Annotated in this window: 12 protein-coding genes; 5 read left to right on the top strand and 7 right to left on the bottom strand. The window is 44.9% G+C overall.

Annotation, left to right across the window (positions count from 1 at the left end):
* Nucleotides 1–208: 208 nt before the first annotated feature.
* From QUA01_RS02800 to cobO, 3 genes are all read left to right on the top strand, one after another.
* The gene (locus tag QUA01_RS02800) at nt 209–1,828 is read left to right on the top strand and encodes an alpha-amylase family protein (protein ID WP_194070838.1); all 1,620 of its coding nucleotides are present in this window, start codon (nt 209–211) and stop codon (nt 1,826–1,828) included.
* A gap of 88 nt (nt 1,829–1,916) precedes the next feature.
* A complete protein-coding gene (locus QUA01_RS02795) occupies nt 1,917–2,495 on the top strand; it encodes a Uma2 family endonuclease (protein WP_194070839.1) in 579 nt (192 codons plus the stop codon).
* 148 nt (nt 2,496–2,643) lie between these two features.
* Nucleotides 2,644–3,279 (top strand): cob(I)yrinic acid a,c-diamide adenosyltransferase, encoded by a 636-nt coding sequence (gene cobO, locus QUA01_RS02790; protein WP_194070840.1) that lies wholly within the window; start codon nt 2,644–2,646, stop codon nt 3,277–3,279.
* Nucleotides 3,280–3,741: 462 nt separating this feature from the next.
* On the opposite strand, the gene QUA01_RS02785 is transcribed toward cobO, so the two are convergent.
* The 5 genes from QUA01_RS02785 to QUA01_RS02765 all read right to left on the bottom strand — a co-directional run bounded on the left by QUA01_RS02785 (nt 3,742) and on the right by QUA01_RS02765 (nt 12,003).
* On the bottom strand, nt 3,742–6,279 hold the full coding sequence (locus QUA01_RS02785; RefSeq protein WP_194070841.1) for a sensor histidine kinase: 2,538 nt from the start codon (nt 6,277–6,279) through the stop codon (nt 3,742–3,744).
* A 560-nt stretch (nt 6,280–6,839) separates the two neighbouring features.
* Nucleotides 6,840–7,334, bottom strand: a complete 495-nt coding sequence (locus QUA01_RS02780; RefSeq protein WP_333133006.1) for a hypothetical protein — start codon at nt 7,332–7,334, stop codon at nt 6,840–6,842.
* A gap of 727 nt (nt 7,335–8,061) precedes the next feature.
* The gene (locus QUA01_RS02775; RefSeq protein ID WP_194070843.1) at nt 8,062–9,066 is read right to left on the bottom strand and encodes an RNA polymerase sigma factor, RpoD/SigA family; all 1,005 of its coding nucleotides are present in this window, start codon (nt 9,064–9,066) and stop codon (nt 8,062–8,064) included.
* Nucleotides 9,067–9,825: 759 nt separating this feature from the next.
* Nucleotides 9,826–11,229 (bottom strand): sensor histidine kinase, encoded by a 1,404-nt coding sequence (locus QUA01_RS02770; RefSeq protein WP_333087727.1) that lies wholly within the window; start codon nt 11,227–11,229, stop codon nt 9,826–9,828.
* Nucleotides 11,230–11,451: 222 nt separating this feature from the next.
* On the bottom strand, nt 11,452–12,003 hold the full coding sequence (locus QUA01_RS02765; protein ID WP_194070759.1) for a heme NO-binding domain-containing protein: 552 nt from the start codon (nt 12,001–12,003) through the stop codon (nt 11,452–11,454).
* 899 nt (nt 12,004–12,902) lie between these two features.
* Between QUA01_RS02765 and QUA01_RS02760 the strand changes: the two genes are divergently transcribed.
* A complete protein-coding gene (locus QUA01_RS02760; protein WP_333087729.1) occupies nt 12,903–13,556 on the top strand; it encodes a hypothetical protein in 654 nt (217 codons plus the stop codon).
* Between the two features lie 7 nt (nt 13,557–13,563).
* Nucleotides 13,564–14,244, top strand: coding sequence for an OmpA family protein (locus QUA01_RS02755; RefSeq protein ID WP_333087731.1), 681 nt, complete (start codon nt 13,564–13,566; stop codon nt 14,242–14,244).
* Nucleotides 14,245–14,321: 77 nt separating this feature from the next.
* On the opposite strand, the gene QUA01_RS02750 is transcribed toward QUA01_RS02755, so the two are convergent.
* Together QUA01_RS02750 and QUA01_RS02745 are read right to left on the bottom strand one after the other, a co-directional pair.
* Nucleotides 14,322–16,058, bottom strand: coding sequence for an ATP-binding protein (locus QUA01_RS02750; protein ID WP_333087733.1), 1,737 nt, complete (start codon nt 16,056–16,058; stop codon nt 14,322–14,324).
* Between the two features lie 420 nt (nt 16,059–16,478).
* Complete coding sequence (locus QUA01_RS02745; RefSeq protein WP_194070757.1) at nt 16,479–17,918, bottom strand: pentapeptide repeat-containing protein; 1,440 nt, start codon at nt 17,916–17,918, stop codon at nt 16,479–16,481.
* Nucleotides 17,919–17,944: the final 26 nt, after the last annotated feature.

The following is a 17,944-nucleotide window of genomic DNA, read 5'->3' as shown; positions in this document are numbered from 1 at the left end:
GAGTCCGTAAAATGCAAACGACTCGCATTCCGCACGCGCGATCGAATCTTACTATGATTAATCGAGCGGACAGGATAGGACATCTTGCACCATTCTCAATAAACTTATAACCGGGTTTTTGAACCATAAATATAGGTTTTGATGCTAATTTTTGGTTCAAAAACCCGGTTTTTGCCACAGGCGCAATATCTCAATTTAACTAACTAATATGAAAGACCTCTGGTATAAAGACGCAATTGTCTACTCCCTTGATGTTGAAACCTTCCTGGACTCGAACGGGGATGGTGTAGGGGACTTTCAGGGACTTACCAACAAGCTAGATTATTTATCAGGACTGGGAATTACTTGTTTGTGGTTGTTGCCATTTTATCCTTCGCCTAACCGCGACAACGGTTACGATGTGATGGATTACTACAACATTGACCCGCGACTGGGAACCCTGGGAGATTTTGTCGAGTTCATGCACCAAGCAAAGGAACGAGGGATTCGCGTGCTGATCGATCTAGTAGTAAATCATACGTCCCATCAGCATCCTTGGTTTGTGGCATCCAAAAGCGATAAAAACTCCAAGTATCGCAATTACTACGTGTGGTCAGAAAATCCACCCAAAACTGATCCAGAGTTGCTGGTGTTTCCCGATGCTGAGGACAGTATTTGGGAGTACGACGAACAAGCAAACGCTTACTATTTGCATCACTTCTATAAAGAACAGCCAGATTTGAATATTACCAATTCGGCGGTACGAGAAGAAATCTGCAAAATTATGGGTTTCTGGCTAGAACTGGGCGTGTCTGGATTTCGCATTGATGCTGTTCCCTTTTTAATTAAAGAAACTGGCACCGAAGGTACAAGCACCGAAGACCTGCGATGTTTCTTGGAAGAAATGAGAGAATTTGTGTCATCACGTCAGAGTGATGCAGTTTTGCTGGCAGAAGCAAATGTCGCGCCCGATCGCATTCACGTCTACTTTGATAAGGGCGACAGAATGCACGTCCTGTTCAACTTTTTGCTGAACCAATATCTGTTTTTGGCCCTAGCGCGTCAAGAATCCACAGCCCTGCGCGATGGACTAAAAATCTTACCGGACATTCCTGATATTTGTCAGTGGCTGAATTTTGTGCGCCACCACGATGAACTGACACTAGACCGCATTTCTTCATCCGAACGAGAGGAAATTTTTGCCGCATTCGCCCCCGATGAAAGGATGCAAATTTTCGGGCGCGGGATTCGCCGCCGCTTACCGCCGATGATGGGAAATGACCGCTGCCGGATCGAACTAATCTACAGCTTGCTGTTTACTTTGCCCGGTACACCAATGCTGCGCTACGGCGAAGAAATTGGCATGGGAGATGACCTTTCGTTGGAAGGTCGAAACAGCGTCCGCACGGCGATGCAATGGTCAGATTCTCCAAATGGTGGCTTCTCGACTGCTGCAACTGATGCTCTTGCCAAACCTGCGATCGCCAGCGGAGAATACAGTTATAAACAAGTCAATGTCGCCGCAGCGCAGCGCGATCCTAACTCATTAATTAACTGGGTCGAACGTGCAATCCGCATCCGCAAGCAATGTCCTGAGTTCGGTAGGGGAAAATGGCAAATTTTGGAAACCGACTGTTCTTGGGTTTTTGCCCACTGCTGTCACTGGGAAGGCAGGACATTACTTGTCGTCCACAATCTAGCCGACAAACCTTGCACGGTTACTCTCAAATCTAACGAATACACCAATCTTATTGATTTATTTGGCGATCGCCTGTACGAATCTCTCGATGACGGATCGCCCTGTATTCCCTTACAAGCTTACGGCTATCGCTGGTTGCGAGTCAATTAAATCTTAGACAAATCCTGATTGTTCAATATTCGGATTAGTTTGCGGATTTTCCCGGCTGATGCCACCCGATTTACCAACAGATAATACCATGCTAGCAGTTACCATTAATTTTGATGCGATCGCCCAAATCACCGACGACCAATTTTATCAACTGTGTCGCGAAAACCCCGATGTCAAATTTGAACGCAACGCCAAAGGAGAAATAATCGTCATGTCACCCACAGGAGGAGAAACCGGAAACAGCAATTCAGAAATTAATGCAGATTTTGTGATTTGGAACCGACAAACTAAACTGGGAGTTTGTTTCGATTCTTCAACTTGTTTCAAACTCCCCAGCGGTGCAAATCGTTCTCCCGATGTCTCTTGGATAAAAAAAGAAAGATGGGATGCACTGACTCCCGAACAAAAACAAAAATTTCCTCCTATCGCCCCAGATTTTGTCTTAGAGTTAATGTCCCCGACTGACAGTCTCAAGGATACTCAAGACAAAATGCAAGAATACATGAAAAATCAAGTAAAATTAGGCTGGTTAATCAACCGTAAAACCCGCCGAGTAGAAATCTACCGCCAAGGACAAGCAACAGAAGTTTTGGAAAGTCCCGCAGAGCTTTCAGGAGAAGATATTTTGCCCGGTTTCGTGCTAAACTTGCAAACAATCTGGGCGTAATACGATTTTAGATTTTAGATCGGGGATGATTTACTGGATAATAGTTTGAAGATTCCCTAAATTTGTATGTTCAGGAAAAATGGTATAACTAGACATCCTGAATCTATCAGCGTTTATTTGCGTTAATCTGCGGTTAAAAAGCAATCTCATGGAAACCAATACAGAAACAACTACAACCACTGGTTTAACAGCCGAACAGCACAAACAGAAAATGCAGCGCCGCCAAGAAGTGCAGGCGCAGCGAATTGCCAACGCTGCTAAAGACAAAGGTTTGATAATTGTCAATACCGGCAACGGTAAAGGCAAAACTACGGCTGCTTTGGGCATGGTTGTGCGATCGCTCGGTCACGGATACCGCGTCGCCATAGTACAATTTATCAAAGGAGCTTGGGAACCTGCAGAAAAAGCCGTTTTTGAAATGTGGGAAAAACAGCTAGAATTTCATGCAATGGGTGAAGGTTTTACCTGGGACACGCAAGACCGCGATCGAGATATCGCAACAGCTCAAAAAGCCTGGGATAAAGCCTTAACTTTTATCTGCAATCGCGAATTTAAATTAGTGCTGCTAGATGAAGTTAATATAGCATTAAAACTGGGTTATTTGCAAGTAGAGCAAGTTCTCTCCGGCTTAGAACAAAAACCCGAAGAAACTCATGTTATTTTAACAGGTAGAGGCGCGCCCCCAGAATTAATTGAACGGGCAGATTTGGTTACTGAAATGACTTTAATCAAGCATCCATTTCGGGAACAAGGGATTAAAGCTCAAGCAGGTATTGAATATTAATATGGTTCGTAGTGCGTCTTAGGATCGAAAACTTAATAACTTAAACAACTCCTACAGTCCTCTCTCCTGTAAGTTGCTTTCCTCAAAGGAGGCAGAGCCTCCGCACCTGCATTACCAGGCAGAGCCTGGTAACGAGCAATCGCTTAAGTTATACCAATTTTAAAAAAGAATGCAACAGTGTTCTTGTCCCCCCCCTTTGCAAGGGGGGGCTAGGGGGGGGTCGAAGAGTGTTGCACGATTTTAGAAAAATGGTATTATTAAATTTTTATTCCTTAGTGTCCGCAACAAAAGAACACTCAACCATTTAGTTTTTCGCCCTCTAGTCAACAGTCAACCGTCAACAGTCAACGGTCAACCGTCAACAGTCAACAGTCAACAGTCAACCGTCAACCGTCAACCGTCAACCGTCAACAGTCAACCGTCAACAGTCAACCGGAATTCATATCAAATATCAAATATATCCTATGCCGGCAACATGAGAGTAAAAGTTGAACCCTTGCCCAACTCGCTATTCACCGTAATTTCTCCCCCCAACATCTCAGAGTATTTCTGTGCTATTGCCAAACCCAAACCCGTACCTCCGTACTTGCGAGTAGTCGAAGCATCAGCTTGTGTAAAAGGTTGAAATAACTTTTGTAGCTGTTCGGGAGTTATCCCAATTCCCGTATCCGTACACTTAAAAATAAACCGTTCAGCATCCCAACTATTCTCATCATTTTTAATTTTTTCGACGCTGAGTGTAATTGTCCCTTTTTCGGTAAACTTAGTGGCGTTGCTGAGCAAGTTAAACAAAATTTGAGTAAATTTAATTTTATCAGAATGCAATTCGCCAATATCATTAGGGCACTCAATATTCAAACGATTAGTGTTTCGTAAAAATAGCGGTTGAACAGTTTTGGCGATATCTTGAACTGCGTCGAACAGGTCAAAAGTTGTCAATTCAAGTTCCGCGTGACCGGCTTCTATTTTCGATAAATCCAGAATATCATTAATCAATCCCAGTAAATGATTGCCTGCATTATGAATTCTTGTTAAGTCAGAAATAAAATTTTCTTCGCCCAAATCTAAAGCCTCTTCTTGCAAAATTTCGCTGTAGCCGATAATTGCATTTAGAGGAGTTCGCAGTTCGTGGCTCATGTTAGCTAAAAACTGACTTTTCGCCAAATTAGCTGCTTCTGCTGCTTCCTTGGCCTTGTACAGTTCTGCCTCGGCTTGCAAGCGGTCGGTCACGTCGTGAGCCATGACTAATTCAGCATTTTTGCTATCAAATATCAAGGCATAAGAAGTAATTTCTACGTCAATAATTCTGCCGTCTTTTTTCTGGTGCTGCCACAGGCTGGCAAAATCAATGTCTGCATCTACTTGGGATATATTTTGTAGCCATCTTGGTAGTTCTTGGGGAGGATAAATGTCGGCAACGGTCATGTCTAGAAATTCTTCGCGAGTGTAGCCGTAGTGGTGGATAGCTGCTTGATTGACGGCTATAAATTCGAGGGTTTCTAAGTCGTAAACCCACATGGGATGGGGGTTGTATCTAAACAAAAGTTTGTAGCGTTCTTCGGAGGCTCGCAGTTCGGCTTCGGCTTGTTTGCGCTCGGTAATGTCGCGGACAACAGTGCAAATAATCTCGCGGCCTCCGTAGGAAATCACGCTGGCACTCACTTCTACGTCCACGCAGGAACCGTCTCGGCGCTGGTAGAGAACTTCGCCCATTTTGAATTTTTTGTCGGTCAGCAGGGACTCGATATTGCTGTCAATTAGGTCTTGGGAGTAGGCGGTGATATCGTAAATAGTCAGTTGCGATATTGCTTCCAGGCTGTAATCTAGCAAGTTTCTAAATGCTGTATTGGCTTCTAAAAGCCGTTTGGTTTGAGCGTCCCACAGGAAAATACAATCTGTAGCTTGCTCGACTACGGCTCGGTAGCGGGCTTTTTCTTCTAGTTGTTCGTTTTCGGCACTGGCGATCGCCCCGAGCATTCCATTGATAGTATGGGCAAGGTCGGACAACTCGTCTTCGCCCGTCACCTGCAGCCGCATCGAGAGGTCTTGGCTGCTGCTGACACGGTTCACTGATGAAGCCAAACCGCTCAAGGGAGACAGCACCAAATACTCTAGCAACAGCAGAGTGCAGCCGACAAACCCAATGCCCGCTAACGTTACAGACACCAGCAGGTACAGCAAACTAATTTGACCTTGGCGGTAGATTTCTCTGGGTATATCAACTCGCAGCAGCAGTGCGGGTCGATCGTAAATATCCCGGATCAGGGCGTAACCTGCCATCAAATCTTCGCTGACACGGCGCACCAAAATCGGTTTTTTCCCCGACAGTTTCTCCCGCGCTTCCACAAAGTCAGCAGGTAACTGAGCCTCATTAACGGTGCGTACAATCAGAGGCAAGCGAGTAATTTTAGAAATCCTGGCAATTGCCGCAGCATCCAAATTGCGCCCGAATATCAGTGTGCCTCGAATCGGGCCAGTGTTTTTTGTAGTGACAATTGGTCGGGAAGCAATCAGTATCGGCCCTGACGGTAGCAGCAGAATACCAGCGAGGCTGCTTTTGATGTTGGGGTGCTGCAACAGCGGGTCGCTGAGAGAAATGCGCTTTTTTAATGCTTCTGGAACAGGGGTTAGTTTCACCTTCTGGCTGTCGAAACCCGTACCGTAAACTATTTTGCCCGAAGTATTGACAAATAGGGCTATATTAACTCTCACATTAGCCAGTCCTTCGGGAATCAAATTGGAGGCGATAAATTCTTTGTTACCGTTTTGGATGAAAGCGTAGTTGTCGTCCCAGGCTGACCAGTCGGCAAAGCGCAAGTTGAAATCATCGGCGGTTTGGCCGAACACGTTGAGCGCTCCCTTGACAACTTGTGTGGCTTCTTGTTCTTCTGCTTTGACAAGGCTGCTCAAAAGGATGCTTGAGGAGGCGGCATATAGAATGCTAGTCAGCCCAGCGATGGTAATGCCAACTATTGATAGTGTTTTTCGACGCAGTTTCATCTTGCCGAGTGTGTGGTGTCTGTCTAAAATTCAGGGTTCGGGAGCAATTTTCTTGCTGTTTCCTGAACCCTGACGGATGGCGTGGCGCAGTCTGCCGTCCGAGAGTGTTGTAGTTTGACTGTGCGTCAGAGGCCTACATTTTCTCCGGTATTTCCTGTTTTTTGTCTGACGCACCCTAGCAATGCCTTCTTAAGCAGTATACAGCTAACATCCGCTGACTTCCGGCATGGCGATCGAGCCTGGTTTGTCGCGAAACAATATCTTAGCCAAACGGGAAAATATTCTCAGAAAAAAGGTTGGGTTTAGGTTCTGGCCTTCAAAAAATGCGCCTTATTTCGCTTCGCTGTAGTCAATGGAGCAAAAAAATTGCGCTTGGATTCGTTAAATAAGCCTGATTTCTGACAAAAATAACAGGTTTGATAGCGAAGCATTGAGGAAGAAACTAGATTGCGAGATTGTTTTTGCTGCAGGCAGATTGGTGCTTCGTTCTAGTTTTAATAGCAGTTCCCCAAACAATACAACAAATCGAGTCCGCGATCCAAATTTTTATAAAAATAATATTACTTTGCCCACACTTGCTGTTTGTGAGCTTCCTTGCAAATACCCAAAATTCGCCGGTCGTTGTCACTAGGGGCGGAAAGTTGCTGATACTGTTGCAGGTTGACGGAGTAGGGAGAGCTAGTGCCGTCGTAACTGTCCACTACTGTTAAATTTAACCGAGTTCGGTCTAGATTGCCGTAAAAACAGTAAAAATTAGACTGAGGCAGGTAAAAAGCCCCAATTACTTTACTCTGTCTCATTTCAAATACAAAATATTCTTTTTTAATTTCATCTGGTTTGTTGGACTGGCCGTAGAGGTAAACACCGTCTGCTAAACCTGTGAATGCTGTATCTGGCTGGGGATTGGCGGGGGATTGCGAGATGGAAACGCCGGATTTGATGTCCCAGTGTCGGAATTCGCGCAGGGCGAATCCGATGCTGAAGTTACCGGGCGAGAGGGCCAGGGCGATCGCAATAGCTTCTACACTGCTTGTTAATATCAAATAATTTAACACCACTCTTCTACCCCAAAATTTTAACTAATACGAGTGGGAAGTCCCACACTCTATCCGTTTACAGGATGAGTGACGGGATGAAAACGAGCAGCCAACAAATTGAGCGATAGCGAATCCATGATAGGATCGAACTAAGCGGGGATGATAAGAGTAGCCGTGGTGGGCGAATTTTCCGTTGTATAAAGGCTAGACACCACCTATCAGTTTCTGACTGATAGCCCCAATATCCCGCTAGGCCGTAAAAGAGCTGATGGATGGGTGAAAAAATCAACAATTCTACTCCTTGGGACACAGGGAGTCTGCCTCGAAGATAAGTAATTATCTTGCTAGTAAGTACCACCTTCGGGTAAGTAAAACCTACGGAGGGAGGATAAGACCAGCTTAGAGATGGCTCTAATAAGGCTCTCCCGTTGAAAGAGGAAGCTTGCACTCTATTTGTTTACAAAATGAGTGTCGGGTATGTCACATAGCTGCCTCGAATCAACTCTTGTACCAGTTTCAAAAAGCTCGTAAAGAAACTGGGTATTTGACTCAAAGCTGACTATTCAATTGAAGTCTCGATCGCCCGCCCGGTTCCTGAACTCTCATCTAAAATTAGTTTTAATAAATTTTGTTTGCGATCGCGCCCGATCGGGCGATCGACCTTTCAAATAAAAACATCATTACCAGCAACACCAATACGAAAAAAGAGTTGAGATTTTGGTAAAAATCTCAACTCTTTAAGTCACTAACTAGCCAAATATTCTCTGACTTGAGATTGGCGCCGCCGCAGGTGGGCGAGGGCTTGATGTTCTAGCTGCCGCACCCGTTCCCGGCTGAGATTGAGCCGTTCTCCCACTTTCGCCAGCGACATTTCGGTGCCGTCTTCCAAACCGAAGCGCAGAACGATCACATCTCGCTGCTGCGGGGTAAGTTCTGAGATCAAAGTATTCAGGTCTTGCCGCAGCAATTCCGAGGTAATGTAGTTGTCTGGAGATGCAGTTTCGTCTTCTAAGAGTTCTTGCAGTTCTGTATCTTGGTTGTCTCCAACCCGCAAGTCCAAAGAGACTGGATGTCTTGCCATCAGCAGGTATTCCCGAATTTGGGAAGGGTGCAGTTCCAAGGCGGAGGCAATTTCTGCAGGGGAGGGAGAACGACCCAACTGCTGGGTGAGTTCCCGCTGCACTTTTTTAATTTTGTTGAGTTTTTCGGTGATGTGAATTGGTAATCGAATGGTGCGGGCGTGTTGGGCGATCGCGCGGGTGATTGCTTGGCGAATCCACCAGTAGGCGTAGGTAGAAAATTTGTATCCCCGCATCGGGTCAAATTTTTCTACTCCTCGTTCTAAACCGAGGGTGCCTTCTTGAATTAAATCCAAGAATTCCATGTTGCGTTTCTGGTATTTTTTGGCGATCGCCACTACTAAGCGCAAATTCGCTTCAATCATCTTTTTCTTGGCGCGCCGCCCCGACTGCAAGATCCTGTTCAGTTCAGCTTCTGTCAACTCCATTTCGGCAGCCCACTCTTGCTGAGTGAGTTCCCGCTGCCATTCTTTAGCCAGTGCTTGTTTGGCTTCGATTAATTTCATCATTTGCTGTACCTGCTTGCCGAAAATAATCTCTTCTTCTCGGGTTAGCAGGGGTACTCGACCGATCTCGTGCAGATAGGTACGAACCGTATCCGTTGAGGAGTATGGCCGACTGCTTGTGCGATCGGCTTTCACTGTTTTGGTTTTAGGGGTTGTAGTGGACATGGGTGAGTTTTGCACTCCTTGTAACAACAGATAAAAAGTTGGTGATACCCTGTCCCACTCTTGTAAGTGGGATCGAGACTGCTACAGAGGGGATATTACCCCCTCCTGTTTATCGGTGACGATCGGTAGAAGCTTGTTGTTTGGGATTAATTTTGTGCTTGATTGTCTAGTAATCCCCGTCGATTTTCCGTAAATTGCTAGCTTTAACAGCTTGTTCCGGCGAAGTGAATTTAAGTTTACTTTACTCAATATTATTCCAAATTTTGAGAGTCGTAAAGGGTAAAAACCTCTGTCTTAAGGTCAAGATTCTACATTTTTCCTTAAGGTTTTCAATTCCTTGCTAGTTTTAACTGCAACTCAACTTCACAATACTCATGCAAACCTACTCATACAAACAGACTCATGCAATTCGAGGGCTTTTTTTGCTCTCTGTTCTATCATCGCTTGAATTTTTCTCCCTGCCTAGATGCTGGGATGCGAGATAACCGAACCCGATCGCCGTATTCGCTGCACTTACCATTTAAAATATTTCTTGACATTTGTTATAAAGCATGATATGCAAATTATGCTGTGAGCGAGTAAGATGTGTGACATGACTCCGACTAGAAAAAGTGGCTGTTGGGCATTCAAATTGTAAATTTCAATGCCATATTCCCCTCTCCCCCTCTCCCCCTCTCCCAATCTCCCCCTCTCCCAATCTCCCCCTCTCCCCCTCATAGGCACATAATTCTTGAGGGCGATCGCAGCTTAAAAGCTGGCTTAGATCCCACCAGCCCTATTTTTTTGCTTCAAGGGAATTTCAATGCAAAACTCCGCTCCCTCTCCCGGTACACCAACAGGGCGAATCAACCCCTGATGTTTCAAAACAATAATCTGGTAACTGATCGAGAGCCCCAAGCCTGTACCCTGACCTACAGGTTTTGTGGTAAAAAATGGGTCAAACATTCGATCGCCAACTTCTTTACTAAATCCCGGCCCGTTATCGGAAATTAACACTCTGGCGCGATCGTCCGCCGACAAAAGTTCCGTGCGAATCCGAATCTGACCGCCCTCCTGCTTGTGGCTTTCTAAAGCATCTACCGCATTGCCAAGTAGATTGACAAACACCTGATTGAGCTGTCCTGGATAACATTCTATAAGTGGCAGAGGGCCATATTCTTTAATCACTTCAATTTCCGAGCGGCCATTATTTGCCTTGAGGCGATGTTGCAGTATTAGCAGGGTACTATCTAGCCCTTCGTGAATATCGACAAACTTCATTTCCGCTTCGTCTAGGCGAGAAAAATTACGCAGCGACAGCACGATATTGTGAATTCTGTCACCACCCACCCGCATGGAAGAACAAAGTTTAGGCAAGTCTTCATCTAAAAAATCCAATTCAATTTCATCTGCATAAGCTTCAATTTCCGGTGCAGGATCGGGATTGTATTTTTGATACAGCTTGATCAGTTGCAACAATTCTTGAATGCGATCGCTAGCGTAGTCGAGATTACCGACAATAAAGTTGATGGGATTGTTAATTTCATGAGCTACACCAGCCACAAGTTCACCCAAGCTAGACATTTTAGCACTTTGGATCAGTTGCGCTTGGGTTTGCTGCAATTCTTGGAGAGTTTTTTTGAGTTGTTGAGTTTGAGCCATAGCATTCGCCGCCTGTTCTGCTTCCTGTAATGCCGATCGCAATTGAGCTCGCTGTTTAGTTAATTTATCAGTGAGTTTTTTAGCATCCGCTAAGGCAGTTTTCTTTCCTTGCAACAATAAAAGCAAATCCACTACCCGATCGTGAAGAGCAAAATCGTTAATTGTCAGCCCCAGCGGAGTGAGATCGGCTAAGTCTTCGATCCAAGGAGAACCGAGGAAAAAGATGATTTCTGGATTTTCCGCCGGCACCATCTGCCCTTTAAGTAAGATTTTGCTGTGCAAGTATTCGATCAAAAACATCGAGTCAGACTTTTCTCGAATCACGTCAAATTCTACGGAAATCTTGGGGCGTTCGATCCGAAAATGTTCCTTCAGGGAACTTCCTAAAGATAATTCTGGGCAAATTCGAGCTAAAACATCTCCCAAATGGATAATTTCAGTCTCCCGTCTCCGAAATGCTAAATGAAATGGAAAAGCCTTTGCAAATATCAAAGGAGGAGAACTAAATGCAGGGGGAACCATAATATAGCTTTTCGATAAAAAGATGAGGTACGAGTTTAGAGTTTAGAGTTTAGATTTTATAGCAATTTCATAAAGTAGCGCTAGATATTACCCCCCCAATCCCCCCGATGCTTTGGGGGGGCTAATACTTAATCCATAGCATATCTTTAGAAAAATGGTATTAAATTTAGCAATTATTAATTAATTGATGAATAGCTCATGTTTGCGATCGAGGCTATAGCTTCAGTTAGATTTGTAGTGGATGGAGAACACGTCGTTATCTGCACCCTGAGTGCGATCGCTTGTTTGCTCAATTTCTACCTCTGTTTGGAATCGGCACGCCAAGCCTTTCAACAGCCCCTTCACCATTGGTGCCAACCCTTGCCGGTGAGAGTAATAGTGAAGTTCCATACTATTTTCGGAGTTGTCAGTACACTGAAACGAAGGCGGTTGAAGCTGGGGAAAATTCAACCCGACGCGGGCGTGGAGGTTGTCGAGGTTTGCCAGAAACTCCCGCAGGTTATCTCCCGCCAGATCGAGGATTTGGGCGTAGCCTTCGGAAGCGGTATAAATTACCCAATATTCCCCGAAAGCCTGTAAAATCTCGTCTGGGCTCATTCCTAGCACTTCGCTGGCGGAGTCTACTAGCCGGTGAGTCAAATCGTCTGGATAAGCTTCCATTGTCATGAAAAAGTCAATGTCTACATCTGCTTTCTCTTTGATGGTTTCCCAAGTCTCTTCTCCGAAGCGAGAACAAACCATTTCTTCGATCGCTTTGTTAACTAAACCGTACATACACTGCTCCTGTTTATTATAGTTGTGTTTGTTTATACTGGAATTCAACAGACGGGAATTTTAATATTTGGGACTTTCAAACTAGCGATCGCGCCGCAAAGCCACCCTATATTGTATCAAAAAATATATGGAATGTTGCAAAATTCCCTGACAATCGATTGTGACAGCCGAGAATGTCACAAGCAATTAATATAACTTAAACTCTGATTGGGGGTTTTCCTAAAGTTAGAGACGATCGCTCTTTCCTAATCCTAGCTGCTAAAAAATGTTCAAATCCTTAGAACTTGCGTTTAAATGCCTAAATTTTATCTATCTTAAGTTGTGGAAATTGAGGTTCGAGGATAGGAGGGGTGTAGATACGGGCTTCCTAGATGAGGGCTAATGTTATTTAACTGTCGATCGCCGCACCTTTTAATTGAGAATTCAATAGGCTTGGGTTAAGATTGTCATTGCGAAGTACGAAGCAAAATAAGAGTGTTTTTTTTCAGGGATTTTCCCTGTCGGAATCTCTTATGCCAAGCCCAATATGGTTCACTTAGGATCGAAAACTTAATAACTCAAGCACCTCCTACAGTCCTCTCTCCTGTAAGTTGCGAGACAAAAGGAGGCAGAGCAGAGCCTATCTACGTTACCAGAGCCTGGTAACAAGCAATTATGCCGATCGGCTTAACGATACTTAACTCGCTCCAAATTTTTATAGATTTACGATGAGGGGCGAGAGGGTGAGGGAAGGGGACTTTTTACACAAAAACATGACTAATTTTTTTGATAGTCGATAGTTAGAGATTTTAAAGGCGATCGCACTTTGTAGCTCATCTAATTCTCAAGGCTAGATTAAACCCGCAACACAAGCTACCACTCTATATTAAAATAGCGCAAAATCTCGATCGGGTGCTGCAATGAAAGCTAAAAATTTCCCACAATTAGCATTACTATCGCTGGTGTGTGTCGCCTGCGTGCAAAACCCCTTGGCACAAGCACCCGCCGCGTCGTCCGCACCCAATACCCCAACTCCTACGCCAATTCAGACTCCACCGATTTCACCGCCTACTCAAACACCAATAGCACAAGAACCCACCGCATCGCCCGCACCCAATACTCCAACTCCTACGCCAGTTCAGACTCAATCTCCAAAACCAATTCCGACTCAAACGAGTTTAGAGGTTGCCCAAAAACCTACAAACTCTCTGCCACCTGAAAAAACTTACGACCTCCGGGTTATCGATAACCAACTATGGAGACGGCTGACAAAAATTACCTTTGGTGAAGATAGCATTATAGTGACTATGGTGATTACAAATGGTGGCAAGGAAGTTGTAATACTTAATGCTGAAAATGGTATGTATCTCTACGACAACGATGGGCAACGATATAATTTGTTGCCTCCCTCCAATAATACCCAAATCATGATTAAACCAGGCACTACGCTCAAAGGGCAGTTTGTATTCGTAGGTTGGTTACAACCGAAAGCAAATAATTTGCGGATATATTCCACTATCAATGATTCGAGGAGTTCTATTGCCCTATTCGACAATATTCCAATTGACAGGTGATTGAGAAATGACAAAGCTAATTAGACTGATTAATACTACGATAATCTCATCATTGCTTTTCGCGACCTCATCCTCTCATTTGGCTGCCAGTAAACCCGCAAAAGTCGATACTGTTGAATCAGAATCAACAGCAGTTACAACCTTAGAAGTAATACCAATTGCTCCTACTACTGTAAAAGTTGAAATTATTGCTCAGACTACAGTAAAAGTTGAGAATATCACCGCGAATCTAACTGCGACAGAGGAGCAGCTACCAACTCAAATAACAACCGAGACTGTCAAAAAGATTGAAACAGAGTTGAACGCCGAAAAAGTATCTGAAGGCATCAGAATTAATGTACCAGAAACTATTTTATTTGATTTTGACAAATATAACGTCCGTGCCAAAGCTAAACCCACTCTCGCCAAGATAAATCTGCTGCTGAGACATTACAAAAACGCCCAAATTTTAATCAACGGACACACCGACAACCACGGGGCAGATTCCTATAATCTCGAACTTTCCCAGAAGCGAGCCGCAGCGGTAAAATATTATTTTATCAACGTTTTTAAGGTGCAGAATACCCGAATGCAAACTAAAGGGTACGGCAAAACTAAACCGATTTTTCCTAATAATCATTTAGACGGCTCAGACAACCCGGTGGGGAGGGAGAAAAACCGCCGCGTTGAATTAATTATTAAAACATAGGAATTAGATTTTTTTAACCGCAGATGCACGCAGATTAACGCCGAGCGAGAGGGATTTTATAAAAGTTTAATCTGTTGTTAAAATCCCAAATCCATTTTAGCAGCTTCTGCCTCGGCAAATACTTGTTCGTCGGGCATTTCTTGCCAGTCAATATCCCCGATTTCCCTGTAGAATTGCTCGTCGTAGGGACGAGTCTGCACGACTACCGGCATCGGTACGGCGTGCCCCAAAACTAATGCTTGCTGTTTCGAGTCTAGTTTCGACAAAACCGATCGCAAACTTTGGCCTCCTGAAACGCCGGTAAAGATAGCATCAATGTCCTTATCGTCGTTTAGCAAAGCAGTGATCCGGGTGCCGACTTGCGACATCACCTCGCCGTCGATACCGGAGGGACGCTGGTCTACAATTAGCAAAGTTACGAAGTATTTTCGCATTTCGCGGGCGATCGTACCGAAAATAGTCGATCGCACGATCGCCGGATCGAGAAAGCGGTGGGCTTCCTCAATGGTAATTACTAATGGTTGCGGGCGATCGCACGGATTCTTACTCTGCAAAAACTTCTCTGCTTTCTTCACGTAAGATGCATGAATGCGCCGAGTAATCACATTTGCCGCCAACATATACGACAGCAAATCCGAGTGCGAACCAAACTCAATTACTACATTTTTCCCACTATCCAAACACTGCAAAACTTCTGTCACATAATTTTTTGGACAGCGTTGGCGAATGTATTTCAAATCATTCAAACGTTCTAATTTGCGCTGCAAAGCCATAATCGAAGATTTATTCCCCCGCTTTTCTTCGCAAAACATTTGGATGTCTTCATTCGTCATATCCAACAACTTATTTATCCAGCCGCTTCCCAACTCGTTACGCAAAATAATTGCATTTTCGATACTAGCTTCCGACAAATTCAACTCCCGCTGCACCAGCGAGATATCTTCCACTTCAATTTGATCGAAACTCAAAAACAACTCTTGAGCATCACGAACTCCCCGACGTTTTGTCGATTCTGGATCTAGCGTATAAATCTGAATTTTATCGGGAAACAACTGCCGCAAACCTTTAACAGTGCTAAATTGTTTTCCTTCGGAAACCGCTTCCCACCCGTACTCCGAGTGCATATCAAAAATTAGATTGACAGCAGCTTGCTTGCGAATAATTCCCGACAAAACCAAGCGCGTCAGAAAAGATTTACCCGTTCCCGACTTCCCAAAAACTCCGTTGCTGCGTTCCACAAATCGGTCTAAATCCAAGCACACAGGAACGTCCATATCAATCGGTTTGCCGATCGCAAAATTGCGACGGTACGGGTCATCTTCCCAGCCAAAAACCGCTCTAAAATCGCTTTCTTTAGCATCAAACACCTGGGAAAAGTGGCTGGGAATAGTTTTGACCGGCAGCAGTTCCATATCTGCCCCGCTTTGCGCCTCAAAAGAACCCAAATTGCCTAACGCCGCCGCCTTTTCAGGGAATCCCTTGCTTTTGGGATCGAAGATTGCTTGAGATTTTTCTTTTTCTGCACTCAGCATTAACATCGGCGAAAGCTCGATCGTACCGTAGGTGCTGCTACCTGCGAGCACTGCGATCAAAAAATCGTCGTTGGGGTTAGGAGGGTTGGATAAAATGCGTCCGCTGGATGTTCCCAGAGACACGTCAGTTAGCATACAGAAAAAGTGCGATCGCACCCCCCGCACTACTAGAAATTTCCCCACCCTCATATCTTCCACCGAAACATCAGCGTGCAATCGCACTTCTAATCCCTTACTGAGGGAACCTTGAATCACAGATCCTAACGGTTTGTCATTAGTCATTGGTCAGTTGTCAGTTGTTAGTTGGCAGTTGTTAGTTGGCAGTTGGCAGTTGGTAGTTGGCAGTTGGCAGTTGGGGGTTGTTAGTTGGGGGTTGTTAGTTGGGGGTTGGTAGGGGCGGTACCCCCGTGCCCGCCCTCTTAGTTGTTAGTTGTTAGTTGTTAGTTGTTAGTTGTTAGTTGTTAGTTGTTAGTTGTTAGTTGGTAGGGGCGGTGTCCCCGTGCCCGCCCTCTTAGTTGTTAATTGTTAGTTGGTAGTTAGCAGTTGGTTAGTTATGAATGCCAAATGTCCACTGCTTTTTTCTCAAAGGCTTTCCTGTCAAATACCCAATGCTTTCGGGTCAAATGCTTTCGGGTCAAATAACAAATAACAACTGCCAACTGCCAACTGCCAACTGCCAACTGCCAACTGCCAACTGACTAATTACCATTCCGATTCTAATGACGGTTCAAAACAACTCGGACTCAGCTCTACATCGGTCAAATCTGTTTCGCTCAAATAAGCGTCGGTCAAAGATACGCCCTTCAAATGTGCACCTTTCAGGTTAGCACCTTTCAGGTTAGCACCTCTGAGATTAACTCGGAATAAATGAGCGTCGCTCAAGTCTACCTCAGTTAAATCTGCTCCCTCCAAATTTACTCTCATCAAATCTGCTTTTCTGAGGTCTGCTTCGTTTAACTTAGCGCCGCTGAGGTCGGCTTTTGTTAAGTCTACACCTCTCAAGTCTGCCCCGCTCAAATTAGCGAACAGCAAAGTAGCTCCGGTGAAATCTGTCTCCCTCAAATCGGCATCGCTTAAATTAGCGCCGCTGAGGTCGGCCCTTGTTAAGTCTACACCCCGGAGGTCTGCAGAACTCAAGTTTACTTGGTGCAAAATGGCGCTGCTTAAATCGGCTCCTCTTAAATCTGTTCCCTCCAAGTTGGCACCTTTGAGGTAAGCTTTTTTTAAGCTAGCTCTGCTAAGGTCTGTATTTTTGAGATTGACCGAACTTAAGTTAGAATTGCTCAAATTAGCTCCGCTTAAATCCGATCCGTTTAAGTCGGCTCCGGTTAAGTTTACCCCTTGCAGCGATACATTGGGAGCAATTAAATAAGCTCCGCCGAGACGGAGGTCAATTCCTTCTGAAAACAATGTTTGGTTGCTGTAAACAGCTTTTTCTAAAATGGTAGAGATCAAACTGGCTTCCCTCAAATCTGCTCCACTGAGGTTGGCTCCTGCTAAGTTTGCCCGATCGAGCTTTGCTCCAAATAAAATAGCTTTGTATAAGTTTGTCCGCCGCAAATCGGCTCCCTTTAAATCCGCTTCAGTCAAATCTACCATAATCAGATTTAATCCTGGGAGCGACGCATTGGGAGCCAGCAAAAATGCTCCCATTGCGGCTGGATTGATATCGTCAGGAAAAATTGTCCGGTTGTTGTATACGGCTTTGTCTAAAATCGCGCCGGTCATCTGAGCACCGCGCAAATCGGCTCCGCTGAGGTTGGTTCTGGTTAAGTTGGCTTGGAGGAGATTTGCTCCAACTAAATTGGCCTTGATCAAACTTGCGCCTTTGAGGTTGGCTTGATGGAGTTCGGCTCCTACCAGAGTAGCTTCTCGGAGGACAGCACCGGTCAAATCGGCTTTGGTGAGGTTGGCTACATTGAGCAGTGACTCAGTTAAATCCGCCCCACTGAGATTTGCGCCGGTCATATCTGCTTCGATCAGGTCTGCATACCTGAGAATAGCGCCTTTGAGGTTGGTTTCTCGGAGGTCAGTGCCTCTAAGGTTGGCTCCTCGGAATTCCGCACCGCTAAGGTTGGTGCCTTTAAGCGCTTGTCCCCGGAGGTCGAGCCGGTGCAGAAAGTCACCAACGTTCATGTCCATCTCAAATTCGCTCTCTTTAAATGCTG

Source organism: Microcoleus sp. S36a_B3 (assembly GCF_036700745.1).
Classification (GTDB): domain Bacteria; phylum Cyanobacteriota; class Cyanobacteriia; order Cyanobacteriales; family Microcoleaceae; genus Microcoleus.
The sequence above is the reverse complement of the archived record's forward strand: the minus strand, read 5'-3'. Positions and strand labels throughout refer to the sequence as shown.

Coding starts and splice junctions, on each gene's coding strand:
- QUA01_RS02800 (WP_194070838.1), top strand. CDS start 209: ATGAAAGACCTCTGGTATAAAGACGCAATTGTCTACTCCCTTGATGTT.
- QUA01_RS02795 (WP_194070839.1), top strand. CDS start 1,917: ATGCTAGCAGTTACCATTAATTTTGATGCGATCGCCCAAATCACCGAC.
- cobO (WP_194070840.1), top strand. CDS start 2,644: ATGGAAACCAATACAGAAACAACTACAACCACTGGTTTAACAGCCGAA.
- QUA01_RS02785 (WP_194070841.1), bottom strand. CDS start 6,279: ATGAAACTGCGTCGAAAAACACTATCAATAGTTGGCATTACCATCGCT.
- QUA01_RS02775 (WP_194070843.1), bottom strand. CDS start 9,066: ATGTCCACTACAACCCCTAAAACCAAAACAGTGAAAGCCGATCGCACA.
- QUA01_RS02770 (WP_333087727.1), bottom strand. CDS start 11,229: ATGGTTCCCCCTGCATTTAGTTCTCCTCCTTTGATATTTGCAAAGGCT.
- QUA01_RS02765 (WP_194070759.1), bottom strand. CDS start 12,003: ATGTACGGTTTAGTTAACAAAGCGATCGAAGAAATGGTTTGTTCTCGC.
- QUA01_RS02760 (WP_333087729.1), top strand. CDS start 12,903: ATGAAAGCTAAAAATTTCCCACAATTAGCATTACTATCGCTGGTGTGT.
- QUA01_RS02755 (WP_333087731.1), top strand. CDS start 13,564: ATGACAAAGCTAATTAGACTGATTAATACTACGATAATCTCATCATTG.
- QUA01_RS02750 (WP_333087733.1), bottom strand. CDS start 16,058: ATGACTAATGACAAACCGTTAGGATCTGTGATTCAAGGTTCCCTCAGT.
- QUA01_RS02745 (WP_194070757.1), bottom strand. CDS start 17,918: ATGGACATGAACGTTGGTGACTTTCTGCACCGGCTCGACCTCCGGGGA.